Here is a 19,809-nt window from a genome sequence, read left to right on the forward strand (position 1 = left end):
AGTAAAGAAGTTACAGGCTTATGTTCAAACAAAAAATACTAAGAAATCCAGTCGTGGTTTCTACCATAGTGGCTTTGGTATTAGCCGCGATATTTGCAGCGGTATATTTATTCATACTTGAAGACGCAGATAAGCTTTATCTATGGGTTGGTTTAGGAGTTATTACTGGTTTTTATTTTACATTCCAGCTTTCCCTATGGCTTAAGAAAAAAAACAGCTCAAAAGTTCAACGTTTAGAGACAGAAGAAGAAGCTCTTTCAATGGTGATCCGCCCTCTTCTTTCTAATGCGGGCAAAAAGCCAATCTATCTGATGGTTGGTAATAAAGGGGCCGGTCGACGTCAGTTTTTGTTTAATTCCAGCGCAATTAAGCCGATGGACCGTTCTCGCACAGCAAAAAACGATTTCTTCGAATGGTATGAGTCTGATGGTGCCGTTTATGTTAAGCCAGATCAACGCCTCATCTTCCAGGAAGTTTCAAGCAGTGATGCTTCTCTCTGGAATACTTTTATTGATGAGGTGATTCGTCATCGTCCGAGAAAACCGTTTTCAGGTTGCTTATTCTTTGTTGATTTCGAATTTATGATTGTATCTGAGCCAGAACAGAAAGATTACACCATGACAGCGCTATTGCAGCGTTTGAACTCTATCACTGAGAAGACCTCGTCTGCACTACCTGTTTATTTGATGATGACGAAACTCGACAAACTAGATGGCTTTAAAGAATACGTTCACTCTAGTTCACTAAAAACACGTATTGAATTTCTGTCCATTCCATTGAAGGAAGCGAAAGGTGTACTTACCGAATACTACCTAGATAGCTTCCATAATCTGGTAAAAGTGCTAGAAAGCAACGCTTTAGACGCATCGGCAAACTCAACAGATATCAACGAAAAGCAAGCCATCCTTGCCTTCCCAAAACAGTTTGAGCTCTGTCAACGTGAAATCAGCTACGTGCTTGAACGTCTTTGCGATACAAACAATGGCGTTTACTCGTTGGATATTCGCGAAATCTTCTTCTGCTCTTCTTTGCAGGGTGGACGCAAGTACAACTTGTTAGCCAAAAGCTGCAGTAATTACTTCAATTTACCAATTATCGCATCTGAGCACACGCAACTAACTGAAACACCGTACTTTTCTCGCTTCTTGCTTGACTCTCAAATCCTCCCAGAGAGTGACTTCGCAGGTGAGAACAAGACTTACCTACGCATGATTCAGCGTCAAAGCCATTTGGCAATGCTGGCATCCGTTGTCTTATTGGCAGGCGGGACTTATTTTTTTGTCACAACACTAGACAGTAACTTGCGTGTTATTAACCAATTGCTGAATATCGACGAAAAAGTTCAAACAGAACAAGAAGCAAGCTTCAACCAGTTATTGCAGAGTGCTACTCGTGCTATCCAACCCTCATACAATGCTTGGTTAGAAGGATCACGAGCATTAGATGAAGAAGTAATACCGCTAAATATAAGCAGGTTAAACGAAAGCACAAAATTAGCGTATGAAGCATTGATTAAAGAGGTTGCTCAACAACTTATGCCTGTTATTGAGCAAGGCTACCGTTTTGAACTGACACACAACCAACATGATGTCACAGCAACGTTGCCGTTATTAAAAGGCTACTTGATGTTGAAGGATCCGACCAAGCGAGATATTCAGTTTTTACGACGCCAAACATTGCAAACACTGACAGACTTGAGCGATAAGCCGGATGTGGTAAATCAAGCTATGCGATACTTGGACGCCTACTTCCGCACTCAATTCTCACCTGTAGATATCAACATGGATGTCGTTCGAGCAACTCGTCGCTCATTGTTGGCAAATTCAAATGTGGATCTTGTTTACGCAGGCATTTTAAACCAAGCAGATGCTATCGATCTTGGCACACTCGATCTACAACGTGCAGTTGGCTTTGAATTTAACAACGTGTTTAACGAGCCGTTAGATGACAACCGACTAGTAATCGATAAGATTTATACCTCCACTGGCTTTAGTACCTTCTATCGCCCTCGCGTCGACTTGATGTCTAAACAAGTGATCAGTGATAACTGGGTGCTAGGATTGTCCAGCTATGTTATTCCAACCAAAGAAGAGCAAGAATCGTTTAAAAATCAAGTACGTAAAAAGTACACCGATGATTATATCAACTACTGGCGCAACGCTCTCAGTGAGTTAAAAATTCAGAGTTATAGCAATGTGGGTGATCTAACAAATGCTATCGACCTAATCTCTGGACCATCTTCACCAATGACGACTGTATTAAAGCAGGTCTATGCAAATACTCAGTTTTCACCGGTAGGAGAAAAAAACGTACTCATATCGAAAGTAGACCCAAAACTGGCAGAAGTGGCGAACTCTGCGTCAGAAGCGGTTGAAGAAGTGGTTCAGCCGGATTACTTGTTGATGAAGCGTGTAGAACAAGCGTTCCATCTTCTAAATCAGCTTCAAGTAAGCGAGACTCCTAACTCCCCTACTCCATGGGACGAAACTATCGCAGCTTTAAGCCGAGTTCGCACCTACATGAAAGATATTGCGGATGCTCCCGATCCACAAATGGCAGCACTTGCAGCCGCTCAACACCGAATGAGCAGCTCTGAAGCCGATCCGCTAATTAAACTTAAACAGATTGCTCAGAAGTCACCAGAGCCAGTACGCAGTTGGTTACTTGATGTCGTAAAGCAAAGCTGGTCGGTAATGATCACCGAGTCGGCAAAAGGCATTCAAACCCAATGGTATAGTGAAATTTACACCAAATTTAAAGAGATAGGACTTGGTAAATACCCATTTGATCTCACAGCAACAGAGGAGATTTCTATCGAAGACTTCGAACTGTTGTTTGCTTCAGGTGGATTGTTAGACACATTTATTCAGAAAAACTTCGCACCGTTCTACGATACCAACTTGTGGGTACCAAAACAGGTGGATGGTGAAACAATGCCATTATCTTCAGCCTTACTGGTGCAATTGCGCAATTACAACGTTATCCGCGATACGCTGATCAATAAGAGTACTAACCGAGTTTATATTCCATTCAGTGCGAAAGTATTAGATCTTGACTCAAGTGCTATCAGAGCCAGTTTGAAAATCTCTGACACTGATATCAACTACTATCACGGTCCGAGCCGAATTCGTGAAATGGAGTGGCCACCGCAAAACGGCGACTTCAACATTAGTATCACGATCCAAGATGTGACAGACGAAGGTAAACAACACGTTTTAAATAAGAGTGGTCAATGGGCGATATATAGATTGCTAGGTGATTCGACCCTGACAAACACTCATAACGGTAGCTTCGTTAGTGACATAAAAGTATCAGGGAGGGATTTGAGCCTCCGTATAACTCCCTTGACACAAAAAAACCCTTTCACTTTGGCTGAGTTGTACAACTTTACGCTCCCAGAGTCGATTTGATAACAATATAATAACCAGAATAGGCAGAACACATGATTTCTAATATGACTTTACAAGGCTTAGATAAGTTAGATCGCAAAATACTTTCCAGCCTGTTAACAAACGGGCGTGAGTCTATTGCAAATCTCTCTAGAAATATCGGTTTGTCCCGTACTGCTGTCGCAGAAAGGATCAATAGGTTGGAAAAAACCGGTATTATAAAAGGCTATACCGCACAAATTCGGATTGAAAGTGACGGGAGAAAAGCTGCTAGCTATTTACTTATCTCATGTGAAAAAGGAAAGAAAAACGAAGTAACTAACGCCCTAAAGGAAATTCCTGAAGTACGTCTTACGAGCGTAGTTGGCGGCAGCTTCGATATTATTGCTTTGATTGAAGCACCAGACCTTCAGTCTATTCACCACCTTTGTAACGAAATTGAGTCTTTTAATGGGATACAAAAACTAGACACTACGGTTGTACTTCATCAGCCGATCAGTCGATAGAGTTTTCCCAATCTCACACATATCAAAAAGCCGCTCATTGAGCGGCTTTTTGGCCTACAGCATCTAAATGCTACCAATTACTCTGATCTTCACATCTTCATCTGTGGGATTGCCTAACCAAAATGTCTGCCCTAAGTTGTTCCCTTCTCCATTGCCAAGTTGGTTATTTGGAATACTGTCGAGATTAACTGTCAGTTTGAGATCCCAAGACATCGGGTCACGCAAGATGAATCTCATTAAACCAACCAACGTTTTATGCAACTCACCTTCGTAAGAAAACTGCTTAAATGTCTCGAAGTCAATGTCATCAATGCAAAGATTAAACTTACCATTTAAATCTGCAATACTCTGCCCTAAATGAAAGCTTTGACCTAATATGCAATTGGCTCGATTGAGTTTATTTCGTTGACTGTCTGCAATCTCCACACGGCGATAAACCCATTCTTCGATGCGAACGCTAGGAAGTGAGAAATAATGTGAAACGATACCTGAAATTAGCTTAGGAGAACGTGTACGTGTCGACAGTTGATTAACGTAAGACAGGACTTTTGCACGGTCTAACTCTGCAACACCACAATCTTGCATAACACCTGATAAACCAGCTAAGTGCAGCATCCGTCCAGAAAAAGCGTCTGTCGCACCACTTTGGTACTGTACATGATAACGGTACTTCTTCCAGACACGATAGAGCAAACTGGTGTAGCGATTATGGAAGAAATCAAAGAAATCTTTTACCGGGTTGTCATCAGGTTCACGCCCAGTAAGTTTCTCCGTATAAGAGGCAGGCAATGGAGAGCTCGAGCCATGCAAACCAAGGAAGTTCGTTTCGACTCGTGAATACTGCTGCCCATTTCGTTCCATATGAACGATAAATTCCATATCACTCTTAGGGAAGCATAGATTAGGCGACACGCTGAACTCAATTCGCTCCTGGTGAAAATATTTGTTCTCTCCCACGGCGACAAAGTTAGAGTTTGGTTCAAACTGGTAGTGCTTCTCGAGCAAAAGAACCGCTTGATAAAAACTAAACTCATTCGATTTTTCAGAAAGTGTATTAATCATAGAATCGTCTGCTGCCCGATTAAGCTTTTCCAGTTGTATACTTCGCCGGTTGCCTCATCAAATACTTCTAGCTCGGTAAAGGAGTTTACACTCGAATACAAACGGATGAATTCGTTCAGTACCGTTGCCATCAGGAACATATCGCCTTCATTGACGAAGAACTTAGAGTTGGTTACTAGTTTGAACTGGTTACCACGCACAGACACGCCACGGAATACACGGTCAATTGGTTTCATCTCTGACGATACAATGCCATCGAGTCGGTGAATCGATGCTCGGTGAGCTTGTCTGTCAACACGAGAATGAAAGTCATAGGTCGAGAGCAGCACTTTTAATACATCAATGTTTGCCAAAGACAAATAATTGAGCGACATATTGGCAATCAACTGCCATTGAAGCTCGCCGTTTACCTGTGGGCTTACCGATTGTGTTGGCTTGGTGATGTTTTTAAATGTCGCATACGTTGGCGATTTGTGGGTCGCGTAAGTAATGTCGCCGACCGAAAGACGTTCGGCCAAATCAGCGTTACTGCATTGCAGTTTCATGAGTACGGTTTCCGTACCTAAATCCGCAATATCACCATTATGAGTGTGGAACGAGATATAGCGCTCTAAGCCTCTTCCACTAACACGCTCTCCTACCTTCGACTTGTAGAATTCTCGCTTGTCTCGTTGGTTGATTTGATGCTCGAACGATTCGAATTCGATTAACGGTTTACGGCGACGCTCGTCTTTGCTCCAACTCTCAACTTGCTCAATGGAATACACTTCATAGTGCTCTTGCGAATTACTTTGAGGACGGACTTTGTATTCGTTACGACGGTGCTCCAAACGAATTGGGTCGCCATCTTTTTCAAACAAATTCACCGCCGGCGTGCAGTGCAACCTTAAGTGCTTATCTTTAAGTACAACCTCTGACGGCAATGCGCGTTTAAAGTGAAATTTGATTTTCACTGTGCTTCGTTGTGGAATACCCTTTAGCCACTCCAAACCTGTAATGTCGAAGAACATAAACTTGTCTGGCAAAGAGAATAATTCTTGCAGCAAACGATAACCCGCGAATGAATTTTTGCTGTAAGGCAGAAGCGCTTCGTCTTCTTCATGCCCTACCGGCTTAACATATTCTGGCCCTAGGCGATGTTTGTAGCCACCACCAACATCTAGCTCGACGTAATCTAGGTAGCGGAACAACCATAAGAAGACAGTGCGGGTAATATGAATCTCACCATGCAAGTGTAAACGCAACGTATCTAAACCAATTCGAGACAGCTCTAGGCCATGCTCCGTCGACAACGTCACATCAATCGCTGAACTGGTGCGGCTGTTGGTTTGTTCAATGTTGGTGATCGTGATTGGGTACAGATTCACATCGTAGCAAGTGCGGAAAAGACATTGCGTGCCCTCCACTTGCTCACTGGCCATTTCTGCGCCACGTTTTACCACCGTTTTTTCAGTAACACTTCCCGTATGTGGTTTTAGCTCGCTGATGCACAAAGATGGAATTGAACGCATGTAATGCGGCCACAGCAAAGTCATCAGAGATTGCGTCAGTTCTGGCAGTTCGTCATCGATCTTCTCTCGAATACGTCCAGTCAGAAAAGCGAAACCTTCCAGCAATCGCTCGACATCTGGGTCGAATGTTCCTTCAGAGAGAAAGTGAGTTAACTTCGGATGATATTTGGCAAACTCACTACCCGATTCGCGCAAATATGTGAGTTCATCTTGAAAGTATTTACTATTACTCAAGTGACACCTACTAAACGTTGAATTGGCCGTCGGTTCCCATGTAGACATCGATCGACATTGGAACTTTACCGCCGTTATGGGAAACTTCTCCGCGAATACCAAAACCGAGCTGTAATGGATTGTGGTGGTCTTCACGATAGTGAACTTCGACGTTAAGTAGCCGAGGTTCAAAGCGTTCTATGGTCGCTGCGATGTTCTTTTGGATGTGGCGAACGAGATTCGTATTATTAGACAGAACGTCATTAAAATCGGGCAAACCATATTCACTATCGATCATCGCATTACCAGAATGCGTATTCAGCAAATCTGCAAGATGCAAATGAATAGATTCAATCAAATGCTTGTGGGAGACCACTTTCTCGTAGCAGTTTTTTGGCTCACCTAGTTCAATCCGCTCTAAAAGACGATAACCTTTTTCCATGTTCGGTCCTACGAAAAAAGCAGCCAGTGAAGACTGGCTGCTTGATGGTTTCAGTAATGGGTTATTGGTCTAGTTTACCAACTAGAGACAAGTCGAAACTTGCGCCCATGTACTTGAAGTGAGGACGTACAGACATTGATACTTTATACCAGCCTGGATCGCCTTCTACGTCTGATACCTCAACCTTAGCAGCACGCAGTGGACGACGACCACGGACTTCTGCTGGTGGGTTCTCTTGGTCAGAAACGTATTGACGGATCCACTTGTTCAATTCGATTTCTAGGTCAGAACGCTCTTTCCATGAACCGATTTGCTCACGTTGTAGCACTTTGATGTAGTGCGCTAGACGGTTGATAATGAACATGTAAGGAAGCTGAGTACCCAGCTTATAGTTCATCTCTGCTTGTTTGCCTTCTGGCGTGTTTGCAAACACTTTTGGTTTTTGAACAGAGTTTGCAGAGAAGAACGCCGCGTTGTCAGAACCTTTGCGCATCGTTAGAGCGATAAAGCCCTCTTCGGCTAGCTCGTATTCACGACGGTCAGATACCAAGATTTCTGTTGGGATCTTCGTTTCGATTTGGCCCATTGCTTCAAAGTTATAAACTGGCAAGTCATGAACCGAACCGCCACTTTGAGGACCAATGATATTTGGACACCAACGATACTTAGCAAATGACTCACTGATCTTAGAAGCCATCGCGTACGCAGAGTTACCCCATAGGTAGTTATCATGGCTATCTGTTACGTGCTCGTCGTAGTCAAACGCCTTAATTGGGTTATCTTCGACAGAGTAAGGTGTACGTAACATAAAGCGAGACGTACATAGACCTAGGTAACGAGCATCTTCGTGTTCACGTAAGCCACGCCATTTCGTGTATTGTGGACCTTCGAAAACAGACTTCAAATCTTTTAGGTTTGGTAGCTCTTCGTAGCTATCCAGACCAAAGAACTTAGCCGATGCTGACGTTATGAAAGGTGCATGAGACATCGCGCCCACATTTGCCATGTATTCCATCAGCTTAATGTCTGGAGAAGACGCTGACATGTTGTAGTCACAGATTACCGCACCTACAGGTTTACCACCGAATTGGCCGTATTCGCGAGTGTAGATCTGCTTGTAAAGGCCAGACTTAACCACTTCCGGTGCATCTTCAAAATCATCAAGAACTTCGTCTTTCTTCGCTGAAATTAGTTCGATTTGAATGTTCTCACGGAAATCAGTGTGATCAACAAGATACTTCAGGCCACGCCAAGTTGACTCAATCGCTTGAACTTCTTCGTTGTGAAGAATCGCATCAACTTGCTTAGACAGTTTTTGGTCGATTTCAGAGATCATTAAGTCAACCAAAGATTGGTCTACTTTCTCTGTATTCGAGCTGCTCAGTAGCTCACTAATGAATGCTTCTACGCCACGTTTAGCAACATCAAAACCTTCATCACTTGGCTTTAAACGAGTTTCGTTAAGAATGCTATCCAGAAGTGAGCCTGATTCAACTAAGGCTGCTTCTTGTTCTGGAGCTTGTGCTTCTGCAGACATGATATCCCTTACTCTTCTTTCGCGTCTTGGTCGTTGCCAATGCTTAGTTCATCCAACAGTTTCTTTCTTGCTTCTTCGTCTTGAAGAACCGATGCAATCTTCTTACGGAACGCAGGTACGTTACCTAGAGGACCTTTTAGTGCAACCAATGCTTCGCGAAGCTCAAGAAGACTGTTAAGTTCAGGTACACTTTTCGCGATCGCTTCCGGAGAGAAGTCCTTCATATTTTGGAACGTTAGGTCAACACCGATCTGTGCGCCTTCTTCATCAGATAAGCGGTTTTCAACATTTACTTTAACGTTTGGAGACATGCCTTCTAACACGTCATTAAAGTTGTCTTTATCGATGTTGATTGGGGTACGTTCTTCGATTGGCGTCTCATCTGCACGTGCAGTAAAGTCACCAACCACCATCATGCTCAGCGGCAGCTCAACGTCTTCTTGCGTATCACCAGTTGCTGGAACATAACGGATATTAATTCGCTCTTTAGGAGCCACCGAGCCGTCACGTGACATAATTAGTTCCTTATCTAACTCTTTAATTAGTCATAAATTGCTTTCCACTTTTCGTACTTCTCAGGCAAAAGATCCTTGTTTCTGAATAACTGATGCAGTGTTTTTCGAATCAGGTCTTCTAGCTGTGACGATAAGTGGGGTTCCCAGCTCGCGAGATTAAACGCTTGTTGCACTTCCCAAGCTTTTTCAAGGTAAGGCAAACACAACGGGTATAATCCAACAGACTGGTAAGCTGCTATCAATTGTAAATGCAGCATAAACTGCCCACGTCCCGAGAAATCCAGTTCGAGTTTGTGTGCGAGTTCTGCGGCATACTCCCCTAAGTTGGCTAGGGTGATATCTTCCATTGGCAGTGAGTCTTCATCTGTGATGACAATCGTTTGAACGACAGATTGAGCACTTGAAGAAGTTGCAGCTTGAGTCGATAACCAGCTCAACGTTGCTTCATCTGCAAATGGTATAGAATTCTTAAATTTGAGGAGTTCAATGCCCTCTAATGAATCAACAAAACGCTTCACTTCTTGCTTCACAGCGAGCGCTGCGTCATTAAAGCCTAGGTTGTTTAACATCGAATAAACAAAGTAGTGACCCGTCAGCCAAAACGGAGCATCGGTTAACGTGCGCTCCAAACGCTTAACTGTATCAATGTCGCTTTCTTGAGAGGCTTTATCGCGGTACTCAGCCTGCTGATCAGACGACACAGCCAAACTCAATGGCGTTTCATTGCTTTGATGATCAGGAATACCATCAATATCATCCCAAGTTAGGTGACGATAAATTCGGTAAGCTAGCGGCTCACTTGGATTCGCATGAATCATAACTTCCGCAACTTTCTTAAGTGTACGTTTAGAAGCGGTCGGCGATGAAAAATCCGTATCAACATCGACTTCTTTTGTTACTGTTTTCTTAACTGGCGCAGGTTTAGGAGCCGACGGAACCGCTTTTGCTACAACGGTTTGAACTTCACTTTGTGCCGGAGTTTCTACTGCTACAGGCTGTGAAGCCGTTAGCGGAGCTGTTTGTTCGATGGTAGCCATTGCACCATCGCTTTGCTCATCGACAGTCGCTTGTTGAGATAGCGCATTGAGTTGACTACGAATTTCAAAGAAGTCCGCTTCGGAGTCTTGGTAAATATCGTCGTACTGACGTTGGACTTCTTCGATAGTCGAAATACAACCTGAAACCAAATCCCATGACTGAGCGCTTTCTGCAAACCTGCTGCTCACCAATTTAAACTGATGGTTCAACCACTCTACCGCACCATCTCTACCCCGTTTTCGCGACGGGTACAGCTCAACGCCAAAACGATTTAACGCTTCACTAAGCAGCTTTAGACCTTGCTCGAAACCTTGCAGACCAAACTCTTCTGTAAGCGCGCGAACAAGGTAACAAATTGCTTTTAAATCTTTGCTGTGGTGTTCAAGAACTTCAGTGGCGTGCGTTTTTACGACACTCCAATCTACCGTTTCGCCAAACAAGGATCCGAACTTCTTCACTTCGGATTCCATCATTTCATAACAAAACTCGTAACGAGCATCTTCACCGACAGGATTTACGTCAGAGATAGGCGCAAGTAAACGTTCAATTTCGATCACAGACATTAACTTCTCTCCTCTGCTAGGTAATCTCTCAAGGCGCGTTCAATTGCAATTGCACCACGTGCAGGACGAGAAAGTTGATGACTTTTATCGATAGAGTCTGTGGCCATGCTTTCAAGCAGTTCAGTAATTTCACCAAACTTTGTCGGCGCATTTCGCTCAAGGTCAGCCAGAGAATCGTGAAGTTTTTGTTTATCAAACACCGATTGCTCCGTCACAGTGCTAAACAGAATGTATTCGCTGCGAGCAACGATCAGGTCTTTCACCTTTTTGTTTAATTCTGGCGCATTTCCAAAGTACGTTTTAGCGGCTTTCGCTTCTTCTATGGCTTTGGTGTAATAATGATCTTTTGCGTGCTGTTCAATAGAGTCGTTGATGTTCGCCATCACCTTGTTTGGCAGCACTTGGCTGTAAAAGTAAGCCTCTGATTGATTTAATAACCAAGCCGCTTTCATCTCTTCATCAGCCAACTTCGCTTCACCATCCAAGATCAAATTGGCGATTCGTTCATCTTTGCTTCCAGCAACAGCGGAGATTTTCATCGAGTTTACTGACGCTGTGTTTAACCCTGCCATTACTTGAGTCAGAGTCTTATCTGCGTATGGAAACAACGCACCATCATCAACGAGTTTTTCTCGTAATAAGACTAGCTCTTTGCGTAAATCCACCAACTCTTTTGGCAAGTCATCTGCCAAAGCTTGGTAAGACATTAATTGTGCTTGGTTTTGTTTATACAGCGCAGATAGTTTCATTTGCTGTACTTGATAAGCTTCTCGATATGGTGCTGTCGACACAACATCTTTTTCCATATCATTAAGAGCCTTTTCAATAATCCAAGGAGGTTGAGCCAAAAAAGACGCCGTTTGCGCTGGTTTGATATTACTCACCAACGGTGTTTCGGTTTTAGAAATCGTAGGTTCTGATTTTACAATCGCTTTCCATTCTGGTTGGCTTTGTTGATAAAGGTAATTACCCGTAATAGCTACAACACTCAATACCAAGCTCGCTTCAAGCACTTTAAAGCGGCCATAGCCCGCTTTGTCTTGAGGTCTACAATGAGTCAGCAGTAGATCCGCATTACGCAAACTACTAAAAATGGGCGCATTAGAATGAGAGTCGATGGATTGAGTATCAATACGGGCAAGTTGCTGAGCAAAAGAAATAGCTGTGTAGCCATGCCCTCTTGGGTTATTTATCACTTGCTTGAGCAGCTTCCAAATATGGTTCGGAATTAATGCAGGACGTTTGCGATCTTTTAATTGCTTGTGCCAAGCATCACCAAAAATCGCCCCTAAAAATAAGTGACCGCTAAGCAATGCAAGAGAATAAACGTCGTCTTGTGGCTCAGTTGTTCCCGTCTCGAGATAAAGTGGCGACGCGTAACTTAAACTCGCTTCCGCGTGAGATTCAATCTCGCCGATATAACGAGCTGCACCAAAGTCGATAAGCTTGACGTAGTCGCCTTCACTAACCAGAACATTCGACGGTTTGATATCAAGATGGCAAATACCTCGAGTGTGCATAAATTCTAGCGCACCTGCGAGTTGATAAACTAACCATGCAATATGATCATGACGAAAGCCTTTGGAAGAATAGCGTTCCATTTTTTCCGCTAGTGATTCGCCTTGAATCCACTCATACATTAAATATGGTCGTTCAAACTCGTTGCCGAACTTAATAAAGTCCGCAACACTTGGATGCTGAGAAAGTTCTAATCTGCTTGCCTCATTCGCCAACATTTTGTTTGCGACTTCTGGGGCGTCTTCATTGACGACTTTGCAGCAAATTTGTTTTTCTGGTTGGCCTTTTTTTGCGAGGTGGTAAACCGTCGTTCTACCATTTTTAGATGGCAACGTGTCTAATACATCAAATTGTGAAAAAAGAACGTACTCAAGCTTTGGCTTATTTTTCTGCGCCAATCTTTGCTCGTTCAGTTTCTTTTTCTCAATGGCTTTAACAACCAACTGATCAATGTATCCTTTGGCTGCACCCTGAATATCAGACACTTTGCACTCTTTTATGGAACAAATATTATTAGACCGAAATAATATTTGCTGAAACATCCTTGTTTCAAGGGTAGTATTTAAAACGAACAGTAAGCCTATTATTTTAGTTATAATTACTAAGTTATTAGACTCTTTGACTTACGCTTTCACTACTTGAATTACGTTGTTTTAGAAATTAAAATTTCAACAACGTAATATGACTTCATTTTCATTATATATTTCAACAAAGAATGATTAGCACGCTAGTAATTGAAGTAGCGCTTTATCACCCCAGAAGTCAAACATCAGCAGCGTTACGGGCTGGTTAAAGTGATGATTTTTAACCGCAAATGCTCCAAGAGCAAGAGATGAACAGTTTCCCATCGTGCCCCATAACTCGTTGATAAGCAAAGGTTGTTCTGGGTTAATAAATCGCTCAGCTTTGGCACCCAGCGCGAAACCGTAATCTTCACTGTGCGCGCGCAGGTTCGTCATGTCAGAATACACTTCACCGAAAGCAGTAAGCTTTTTACTCGCACGCTGTACAAGACGATACATACCTCTTCGGTCTGAAGTGTTCAGTTCTGTATCGATATAACCAAGTTGCGCTAAAGGCTTAAGTTTGAGTGTTTCTACGGTATTTCTTCGGCAAAGAATGAGGCCCGCGCCACCCTCACTTGGAATAACACCCCATGGATTATTGGTACTCATTACCATAGTATCGTCGATGAGTTCTTGTATCCTGTTGACCATAGAATCGACGCTAATACACATCATGGCATCGTATTTATCCAACGACTTCATGGCTTGTAGCACGAAGCTAGGGCCACTAGCGTGAACTGCTTCGACCACAGAAAGAAAGTCAGAATAGTCACTTTCACCAAGCCATTCTTGCATCTTCACTAATGAAATTGTCGTAGGCACAGCAATAAGTAATGGAATCGGCTTCAAAGAACGAGGCAGCTGTGTCAAAAGCGAATCCAATAAATTTGCCGTTAACTCACAGGTTTTTTCGAACAAATCACTTTCTTTTGTGTATTCAATTTTGGCAAAGGTGAAACGCTCAATTCCGTCCTCGCCAACTACTTGGTCGAATCTGGCTAAGTCAGCATTTGCTACACTGGTAGCAATATCCAAGTTCATGCCAGTAGGCGTCATCACTTCCATTCCCAGCACGTAACGACCTGCTGAATTATGCATGTTCGCTTACCTCTTCCACTTTCGTAATAGACGTCGACACCAATAAATGCTCTTTGCTCTGGCAAGGAAATGCAGCTGTGTAACTAATTGATATAGTTTTCTTTTCAGCATTAACAAATAAAGTGTACATCGCCATATCAACTGGATAACTGCCGTCTTTGAACGTCGCGATTGCACGGTACTTTTCTTTGGGAATGCGGAATGAAATCGTGTCATCATGACAGAAACCACTCATCATCAAGCGCTCCCCACCTTTAAGAAAGCCTTTGCATTGTTGATCAGCAGGCGCACTTTGAAAGAAACGCTTATCAAAATCGAGCGGTAACATTGGCTTGCGGTTTTCAATCCAATCCTCATCAAATGTCCCCGCCAGTTTTTGGCGCGATTCAAAGAAAGGAGGAACAGGACCAAAGCCCGCTACCCGAAGGTTTTTCGAAGTAGAACTCCACTCTTCTCTCGGGTAGAACACTGAAGGCACTTTCTGCTCAAGCAGTTCTTTGTTCGAATCCGCCACACCACCACCAATTCGGTTACGTAAATCACCACCAATTGCGCAGGTGTAATCGATATCCTTTTCAATAAAAGGCACAGGTTTGCTCAATGTGACGCTGCCGCCATGCTCAACCCATACGCGTTCACCGTGAACGGCGAGAGTTTTATCGATATGACCATCAATCAGCACACGACATTCTTGGTATGTCACTGGCTTTTTCGCGTAGCTGCGAGCTTTGCCGTAGACAAGCACATCCGTATTGTTTTTGGTATAAGCGAACTCTTGGTCGACCTTCATCGCAGAGAAACCTTCTTCGCCCAAATACTGGGGATCGTCGAAGATTTCGCTGTCACCCAATTCGTGCCAAACCTCACCGTCGAATTGCCATGTGCGTTTCGCAACCACAACCCAAACTTCATCACCGTTTTCGTCACGTTGAAAACGGCCTTTAATCGATAGCTCTGGGTACGCTTCAATATCCCATAACTGCATTGCTATTCCTTAAATTGAATCGTTCACTCGCAGAAGGTGCGGCCTTTAGATTATTGAAATTCCAATCTTGTTGGTAAACTGGCATCGCCATGTCCCAAGGCACGTAGGCTCGAGATTGAATGCAAATTTGTCGCCATAGCCAATCTCGAAACAAGACATCGACGTTGGCATCTTGCATCGCTGCTAAAGTAGATTCGAAGCTCAATGCGTAGCCCAAGCGGCTCGGTAGGTTTTGGATATATTTTTCATCTTCCACCCACTCATTGAGCAGATCGACGATCTCTTCCCATTCATACTCGACACCAACACCTTGAGGAGTCAGGGGAAGAAGCTTTCCGTAAACCACATACAAAGCTTGAATCCAAATTTCGCCCTCATCCTCTTCCAGTTTTTCCAAGTGCTCGATGATTTCTGGCACTAACTTCCAATCGCCACTCAGAACAAAATCAACGGGAGCTAATGAAGAGGAGATATCAAACGCTTCAAACTCTTTGATCTCCAATAGCTTTGCAAAGGTCAACACTTGTGCAGAAGGCAAACCGCTCGGCTCGATACCAAAACACTGACGGAACCATGTGCCTCTGTCACGTTTAGTGATCAAACGTTCAAACAGATATTGTTCAGTATTTACATTATCATTAATCCATTCAATCCCCTCTTCCACATCTTGCAATGCCAGTAGAGGTAGCGCGATATTAGAACGAATAATTTCGGCTTTGTGCCAACGTTTAATCAACGCAACACTCAATGCCTGGCGGACACGTAAGTATTCAAAGTAAAACGTACTGGATTTCGCTTTGCCCTCAATGAGCTCCGACATCACGCTATCCATGTTTTCAACTGGCGATTGCGTAACAATGACCATCGCGGTTTGAGCGTCTAACTCTTCGAGTAAACTTAATCCACACAAGAGGTTATCGAACTCAGAACCGAGCTCTTTTTGTAGCGTGAGCCAAGCATAGATTTCTGGTTCTCGACCTCTTAATTGATGAATCAGACCTGGAGCTAATCGATAGAATGACAAGTACACTTGCTTGAGCTCTTCAATTTGGCGTTCGATCAATTTCAGGTAATCCAGTTCACGGCTCGGATAACCACGTTTATGAAGTTGAACACGCTGCCTGATCAAAAAACCGAGGCTCTCAGAAGTGATAGCCAGCTTTTCGTTGCAGAAGTCCAGCCATGTATCTGGCAATTGGGAAAGGTCTTTAACAGCACGTTCAGCTTTGGCCAACGCACCTTCGACTTCTTGATTGGTTATGGGTGCCTTTAGGTGCTCGACACCAATTCTTTGTCGCATCTACTTATCCGTTGTTAGCGTGCGATAACGCGATAGCAATTAGTTAACACTGATAGTCATCAGTTAATTGCGATCGTTCCGCCTTGAATTTTTTGTGCTTTTTCTGCTTGAGAAGTAACGTACTTCGCTTTAGTTGTAATACGGCCATCACGCCCGCTGTAGCGAGTTTCTGTCTCACCACTTTTGACGATCAGTTCTTGCTCCGTCTCAATGACCATCTTCTTCGCCCGCAATACAAACTCATCAGAGTCATCCAGAATGGAGAAAAAAATGTCCGTCACAAGGGGCAAGCTTAAGTCGTCGTTCAAAAATTCGATTCGACAATTTAATCGATTGTCGATAGCCATTTGCAATTCAGAGCGGCGAAAGCCACGCCCTAACCTTGCGGTAAGTGGTTGGTTAAATGGGTTGCCATCAAAATCAACGCGAACACTGCCTGTTGATTCGTTAATGGCGACTATGGTTCCAAAACGCGAAAAGCAAGCCGGTGTATCGGCTTGCTGTTTCGTGATGGTTTCTTTAATAAGAGTTTGTTTTTCCATCATTAGTTAATCGCTACGTTACCACCTTTCACGACGACTTTATCGCTGCCTTCAATGGTGATTGAAGACCCTGAGAGCTTGATTGAACCATCACTGTTCATCACTAAAGAAGAACCGCCTGTTTTCAGTACAATCTTGTCACCACTGATGATCTGTGTCGCGCCATCGGCTTTGTAAGATGTATTGCCTTTTACCGATACGGTTAAGTTGCCACCCACTGTTTGGTTATCATCGGCACCAATGTCCGAGCTTTTTGATGCACCAACAGTTAAGTTGCTGTTTTCACCCACATCCAAGTCATCGTTCTTGCCGATCTTGGTTGTGCGGTTATCACCAATTTCCAAATCAGAATTGTTCTTCACATATTGGGTTTCGTTGGCGTTGTATGTAACGGTAACGTCTTGCTCTACTGTCTCGGTAAAAGTGCTGTTTACTTGGGTTGTTTTGTGGCCATCAATGGTTTCTTTATGATCACCATGGACTTCGTTCGTCTGATGACGCGCAACCTTTAAGAACTCATCCTGACCGATATCTCGGTAACGATTGTTGAGAACTTTGGTCGACATGTCTTTTTGAGCATGAATGTAGACTTCTTCTTGGTTCGCTTCGTCTTCAAAACTCAGTTCGTTGTAGCCGGTGCCTTTGTGCGTTTGCGTACGGAACGTAGTACGAGTTTTATTCTCAGGCAACGAGTACGGAGGGAAGTGAAGACCATTATAAACTGCGCCAGTCACCAATGGGCGATCTGGGTCGCCTTCAAGGAAGGTCACTACGACTTCATGGCCAATACGTGGCAAGTAAACCGCGCCCCACGTTGGAGCAGCCATTGATTGACTCACACGAATCCAGCAACTTGCATGTTCATCGTTGTTACCATAGCGATCCCAATGGAACTGAACCTTAATTCGTCCTAGTTTATCGGTATAGATCTCCTCCCCTGCAGGACCAACTACAACCGCAGTTTGCGGACCATCCACTACTGGAGCCGCCAACTTGGGCGCTTTGAATACAACATCACGTGGAATACACGTGAACTGGTTGTAGTAAGTAGTTGGCATGCCACTCGCTTCGTCTTCGTGCACTTGTGGGTCTTGCCCAGTGTGCATGACGGATAACATGATGTAATCACGGTTGATTTCAGAGCGAGGATGGTCACTGATGTTAAAGCTGTAACCAGACGCCAAACGCATCACATCACTGCTCGCTTCTACTTGCTGATTATCGACAATGTGCTCAGACATCCACTCAGTGGTTCTCACCTGCCCCATTACAGGGTCAACATAACGTCCAGGATAATCAAACTGCTTTAAATCTTGGTCCAGATCACCTGCGTGAGTCATCTCTTGCGGGATCTTTGGCTGCTCGTAATTGTAGTCAGTGTAAGTAACCTGACCCGTTCTGACACGGTTAACTAATTCGAGATCGGAGATATGCTCACGGTCAGCAACACCCCCACTATCGGCATGATATACGATCGGCCCAATATAAGATGCATTGAGAGGAGAGCTAACCAGTGGAGCAATGGCATCATTACTATCGACAATGACCATTGTGTGGTTTGAATCGGTGTGGTCGAAATAATACCACATACCGTGTTCTGCCATCATACGCTGAACAAAGTGTAGGTCTGACTCACGGTATTGCAGCGCGTACTCCTTTGGTGGATAAATACCAGACAATTCAAAGCGATAGTCGGTCACTGAACCATCATCAAGCACCTCTGTAATTATATCTTTCGCTGATTTTTGTTGGAAAATACGACAGTCTTGGCGTTGTGATAAGAACCAAGCCTGCGGAACCAAAACTAACTGATAGCGAGAGAAGCGACGGCCTGTACCCAAATAACGAACTTCGTTCACCACACCATTGAATATGCGTGCCGCGCTTAAGCCTTGTCCATAAAGAGTCAGTGTACCTGCTTTTCGTATTAACGAATCAAAAGAGATATCTGGATCAAGTGAAAGTAATGAGAGACTTATGTGAAAAGGTTTCGAAAGCTCTTCATTTACTTGAAAGCTTTCTACTCGAAACTCGTGCCCACACCCTGGCACTTCAAATTTAAATTCTACGTCATTCACCATATCTTTTACCTGATACAAATAATCGAATTAGGGCCAACAATTGTTGGCCCTGAATCTTTACGCAAAAAGCAATTATGCTTCGCGTGGAGCACGCCAGTCGTCGTTACCAGCTGTACCACAGTTTTCGTGAGTTACTTCGATTGCACGGTAAGTAAACTTAAGAACTTCTTCTGTAACGCGATCAGCTGTTGCCGCATCTTGACAGTGGTTCATACGAGTTTGGATATCTACCAATAGCGCATCAATCAACTTGATTGAGTAGTAGTGCTCTTGCTTGCCTTGAACTGAAGTACGGTAGAAACGAATCAAACACTCAGGAAGTTTTTCACCAGACACTAATGCGTTAAATAGTAGTGGAGAAGAACGGTCTTGAACTTTAGTCACAACAAGTGGACGGTGTACACGTTGACCAGTAGGTTGACCACTTTGTGGATCACGTGGAACAGTTAGCACGTGATCAAGTTCTTGTACTAGGAACTCATCAACGTGAGCTTCTTGCCATGTGTTACCTACTGAATCTGCAGAGTATGTATCTTTAGTAATGTGACCTTGAGTTTCACCGTTGATAGACATATATGCTGGAGTTGGCATCGCTATTTCCTTTTCTAAAATCTGTTTTGTTTAAATCACCAAATCGCTTATCACCGCGACTACTTGGTATAATCAAACTCCGTGCCAACTTTTAAAATAAAGCAAAAACAACAAGTTACAAGAAAATCCCATTATAGATTAATTTGTTTCATCCAATTTATTGGATAAAAAACCAATAAATTGGAATCAGATAATAATAAATTGATTCAATTTTAAAAAGTTAAAATGACCATATATAAAGAACAAAATAAAGTTAATAACACTGGCATTTTAGTCGTATTAACCAATAATTAATTCACAATAGCAAAGCATAATTACTTGTAATGAATATTCCCACTGACATAGCCATTCA

15 protein-coding genes are annotated in these 19,809 nt (G+C 43.4%); 2 read left to right on the forward strand and 13 right to left on the reverse strand.

What is annotated here, in order from left to right; translation table 11 throughout:
- Positions 1-20 precede the first annotated feature (20 nt).
- The gene (gene tssM, locus NL646_RS06115) at positions 21-3,410 is read left to right on the forward strand and encodes a type VI secretion system membrane subunit TssM (protein ID WP_025546746.1); all 3,390 of its coding nucleotides are present in this window, start codon (positions 21-23) and stop codon (positions 3,408-3,410) included.
- A gap of 32 nt (positions 3,411-3,442) precedes the next feature.
- A complete protein-coding gene (locus tag NL646_RS06120) occupies positions 3,443-3,895 on the forward strand; it encodes an Lrp/AsnC family transcriptional regulator (RefSeq protein WP_005480668.1) in 453 nt (150 codons plus the stop codon).
- 63 nt (positions 3,896-3,958) lie between these two features.
- Here NL646_RS06120 and tssG read toward each other — a convergent pair whose 3' ends face one another.
- The 13 genes from tssG to NL646_RS06185 all read right to left on the reverse strand — a co-directional run bounded on the left by tssG (position 3,959) and on the right by NL646_RS06185 (position 19,457).
- Complete coding sequence (gene tssG / locus NL646_RS06125) at positions 3,959-4,957, reverse strand: type VI secretion system baseplate subunit TssG (protein ID WP_017448484.1); 999 nt, start codon at positions 4,955-4,957, stop codon at positions 3,959-3,961.
- Entirely contained in the window at positions 4,954-6,702 is a 1,749-nt protein-coding gene (gene tssF, locus NL646_RS06130) for a type VI secretion system baseplate subunit TssF (RefSeq protein ID WP_218766641.1), read from the reverse strand. Before tssF ends, tssG begins: the two co-directional genes overlap by 4 nt.
- A 10-nt stretch (positions 6,703-6,712) precedes the next feature.
- Positions 6,713-7,123 carry a type VI secretion system baseplate subunit TssE gene (gene tssE, locus NL646_RS06135; protein WP_218766642.1) on the reverse strand — a complete coding sequence of 137 codons (411 nt, stop codon included), beginning with the start codon at positions 7,121-7,123 and terminating at the stop codon, positions 6,713-6,715.
- A gap of 61 nt (positions 7,124-7,184) precedes the next feature.
- Complete coding sequence (tssC, locus tag NL646_RS06140; protein WP_005480731.1) at positions 7,185-8,660, reverse strand: type VI secretion system contractile sheath large subunit; 1,476 nt, start codon at positions 8,658-8,660, stop codon at positions 7,185-7,187.
- A gap of 8 nt (positions 8,661-8,668) precedes the next feature.
- Complete coding sequence (gene tssB, locus NL646_RS06145; RefSeq protein WP_005480589.1) at positions 8,669-9,175, reverse strand: type VI secretion system contractile sheath small subunit; 507 nt, start codon at positions 9,173-9,175, stop codon at positions 8,669-8,671.
- A 26-nt stretch (positions 9,176-9,201) separates the two neighbouring features.
- Entirely contained in the window at positions 9,202-10,776 is a 1,575-nt protein-coding gene (tssA, locus tag NL646_RS06150) for a type VI secretion system protein TssA (protein ID WP_140332161.1), read from the reverse strand.
- Positions 10,776-12,779, reverse strand: coding sequence for a protein kinase family protein (locus NL646_RS06155; protein ID WP_180944465.1), 2,004 nt, complete (start codon positions 12,777-12,779; stop codon positions 10,776-10,778). The genes tssA and NL646_RS06155 overlap by 1 nt, the downstream gene beginning before the upstream one ends.
- Before the next feature lie 234 nt (positions 12,780-13,013).
- Positions 13,014-13,958 (reverse strand): hypothetical protein, encoded by a 945-nt coding sequence (locus NL646_RS06160; protein ID WP_140335596.1) that lies wholly within the window; start codon positions 13,956-13,958, stop codon positions 13,014-13,016.
- Positions 13,951-14,943 carry a DUF2169 domain-containing protein gene (locus NL646_RS06165; RefSeq protein ID WP_218766643.1) on the reverse strand — a complete coding sequence of 331 codons (993 nt, stop codon included), beginning with the start codon at positions 14,941-14,943 and terminating at the stop codon, positions 13,951-13,953. Before NL646_RS06165 ends, NL646_RS06160 begins: the two co-directional genes overlap by 8 nt.
- A complete protein-coding gene (locus NL646_RS06170) occupies positions 14,924-16,243 on the reverse strand; it encodes a hypothetical protein (protein ID WP_218766644.1) in 1,320 nt (439 codons plus the stop codon). The genes NL646_RS06165 and NL646_RS06170 overlap by 20 nt, the downstream gene beginning before the upstream one ends.
- Positions 16,244-16,302: 59 nt before the next feature.
- Positions 16,303-16,788: a hypothetical protein gene (locus NL646_RS06175; RefSeq protein WP_005480759.1), complete on the reverse strand. Its 486-nt coding sequence runs from the start codon at positions 16,786-16,788 to the stop codon at positions 16,303-16,305.
- Positions 16,788-18,866, reverse strand: a complete 2,079-nt coding sequence (gene tssI, locus NL646_RS06180; protein ID WP_005495208.1) for a type VI secretion system tip protein VgrG — start codon at positions 18,864-18,866, stop codon at positions 16,788-16,790. Before tssI ends, NL646_RS06175 begins: the two co-directional genes overlap by 1 nt.
- A 72-nt stretch (positions 18,867-18,938) precedes the next feature.
- The gene (locus tag NL646_RS06185; protein ID WP_005480650.1) at positions 18,939-19,457 is read right to left on the reverse strand and encodes an Hcp family type VI secretion system effector; all 519 of its coding nucleotides are present in this window, start codon (positions 19,455-19,457) and stop codon (positions 18,939-18,941) included.
- Positions 19,458-19,809 lie beyond the last annotated feature (352 nt).

This window comes from Vibrio sp. Y20_XG_PY13 (genome assembly GCF_024181925.1).
Lineage (GTDB): Bacteria > Pseudomonadota > Gammaproteobacteria > Enterobacterales > Vibrionaceae > Vibrio > Vibrio parahaemolyticus.

Bases quoted from the DNA above. Each gene is read 5' to 3' on its own strand.
- NL646_RS06185 (WP_005480650.1), bottom strand. From the start codon at position 19,457: ATGCCAACTCCAGCATATATGTCTATCAACGGTGAAACTCAAGGTCAC.
- NL646_RS06160 (WP_140335596.1), bottom strand. From the start codon at position 13,958: ATGCATAATTCAGCAGGTCGTTACGTGCTGGGAATGGAAGTGATGACG.
- tssC (WP_005480731.1), bottom strand. From the start codon at position 8,660: ATGTCTGCAGAAGCACAAGCTCCAGAACAAGAAGCAGCCTTAGTTGAA.
- NL646_RS06165 (WP_218766643.1), bottom strand. From the start codon at position 14,943: ATGCAGTTATGGGATATTGAAGCGTACCCAGAGCTATCGATTAAAGGC.
- NL646_RS06175 (WP_005480759.1), bottom strand. From the start codon at position 16,788: ATGATGGAAAAACAAACTCTTATTAAAGAAACCATCACGAAACAGCAA.
- tssG (WP_017448484.1), bottom strand. From the start codon at position 4,957: ATGATTAATACACTTTCTGAAAAATCGAATGAGTTTAGTTTTTATCAA.
- tssB (WP_005480589.1), bottom strand. From the start codon at position 9,175: ATGTCACGTGACGGCTCGGTGGCTCCTAAAGAGCGAATTAATATCCGT.
- tssA (WP_140332161.1), bottom strand. From the start codon at position 10,776: ATGTCTGTGATCGAAATTGAACGTTTACTTGCGCCTATCTCTGACGTA.
- NL646_RS06170 (WP_218766644.1), bottom strand. From the start codon at position 16,243: ATGCGACAAAGAATTGGTGTCGAGCACCTAAAGGCACCCATAACCAAT.
- tssM (WP_025546746.1), top strand. From the start codon at position 21: ATGTTCAAACAAAAAATACTAAGAAATCCAGTCGTGGTTTCTACCATA.
- tssE (WP_218766642.1), bottom strand. From the start codon at position 7,123: ATGGAAAAAGGTTATCGTCTTTTAGAGCGGATTGAACTAGGTGAGCCA.
- tssI (WP_005495208.1), bottom strand. From the start codon at position 18,866: ATGGTGAATGACGTAGAATTTAAATTTGAAGTGCCAGGGTGTGGGCAC.
- NL646_RS06120 (WP_005480668.1), top strand. From the start codon at position 3,443: ATGATTTCTAATATGACTTTACAAGGCTTAGATAAGTTAGATCGCAAA.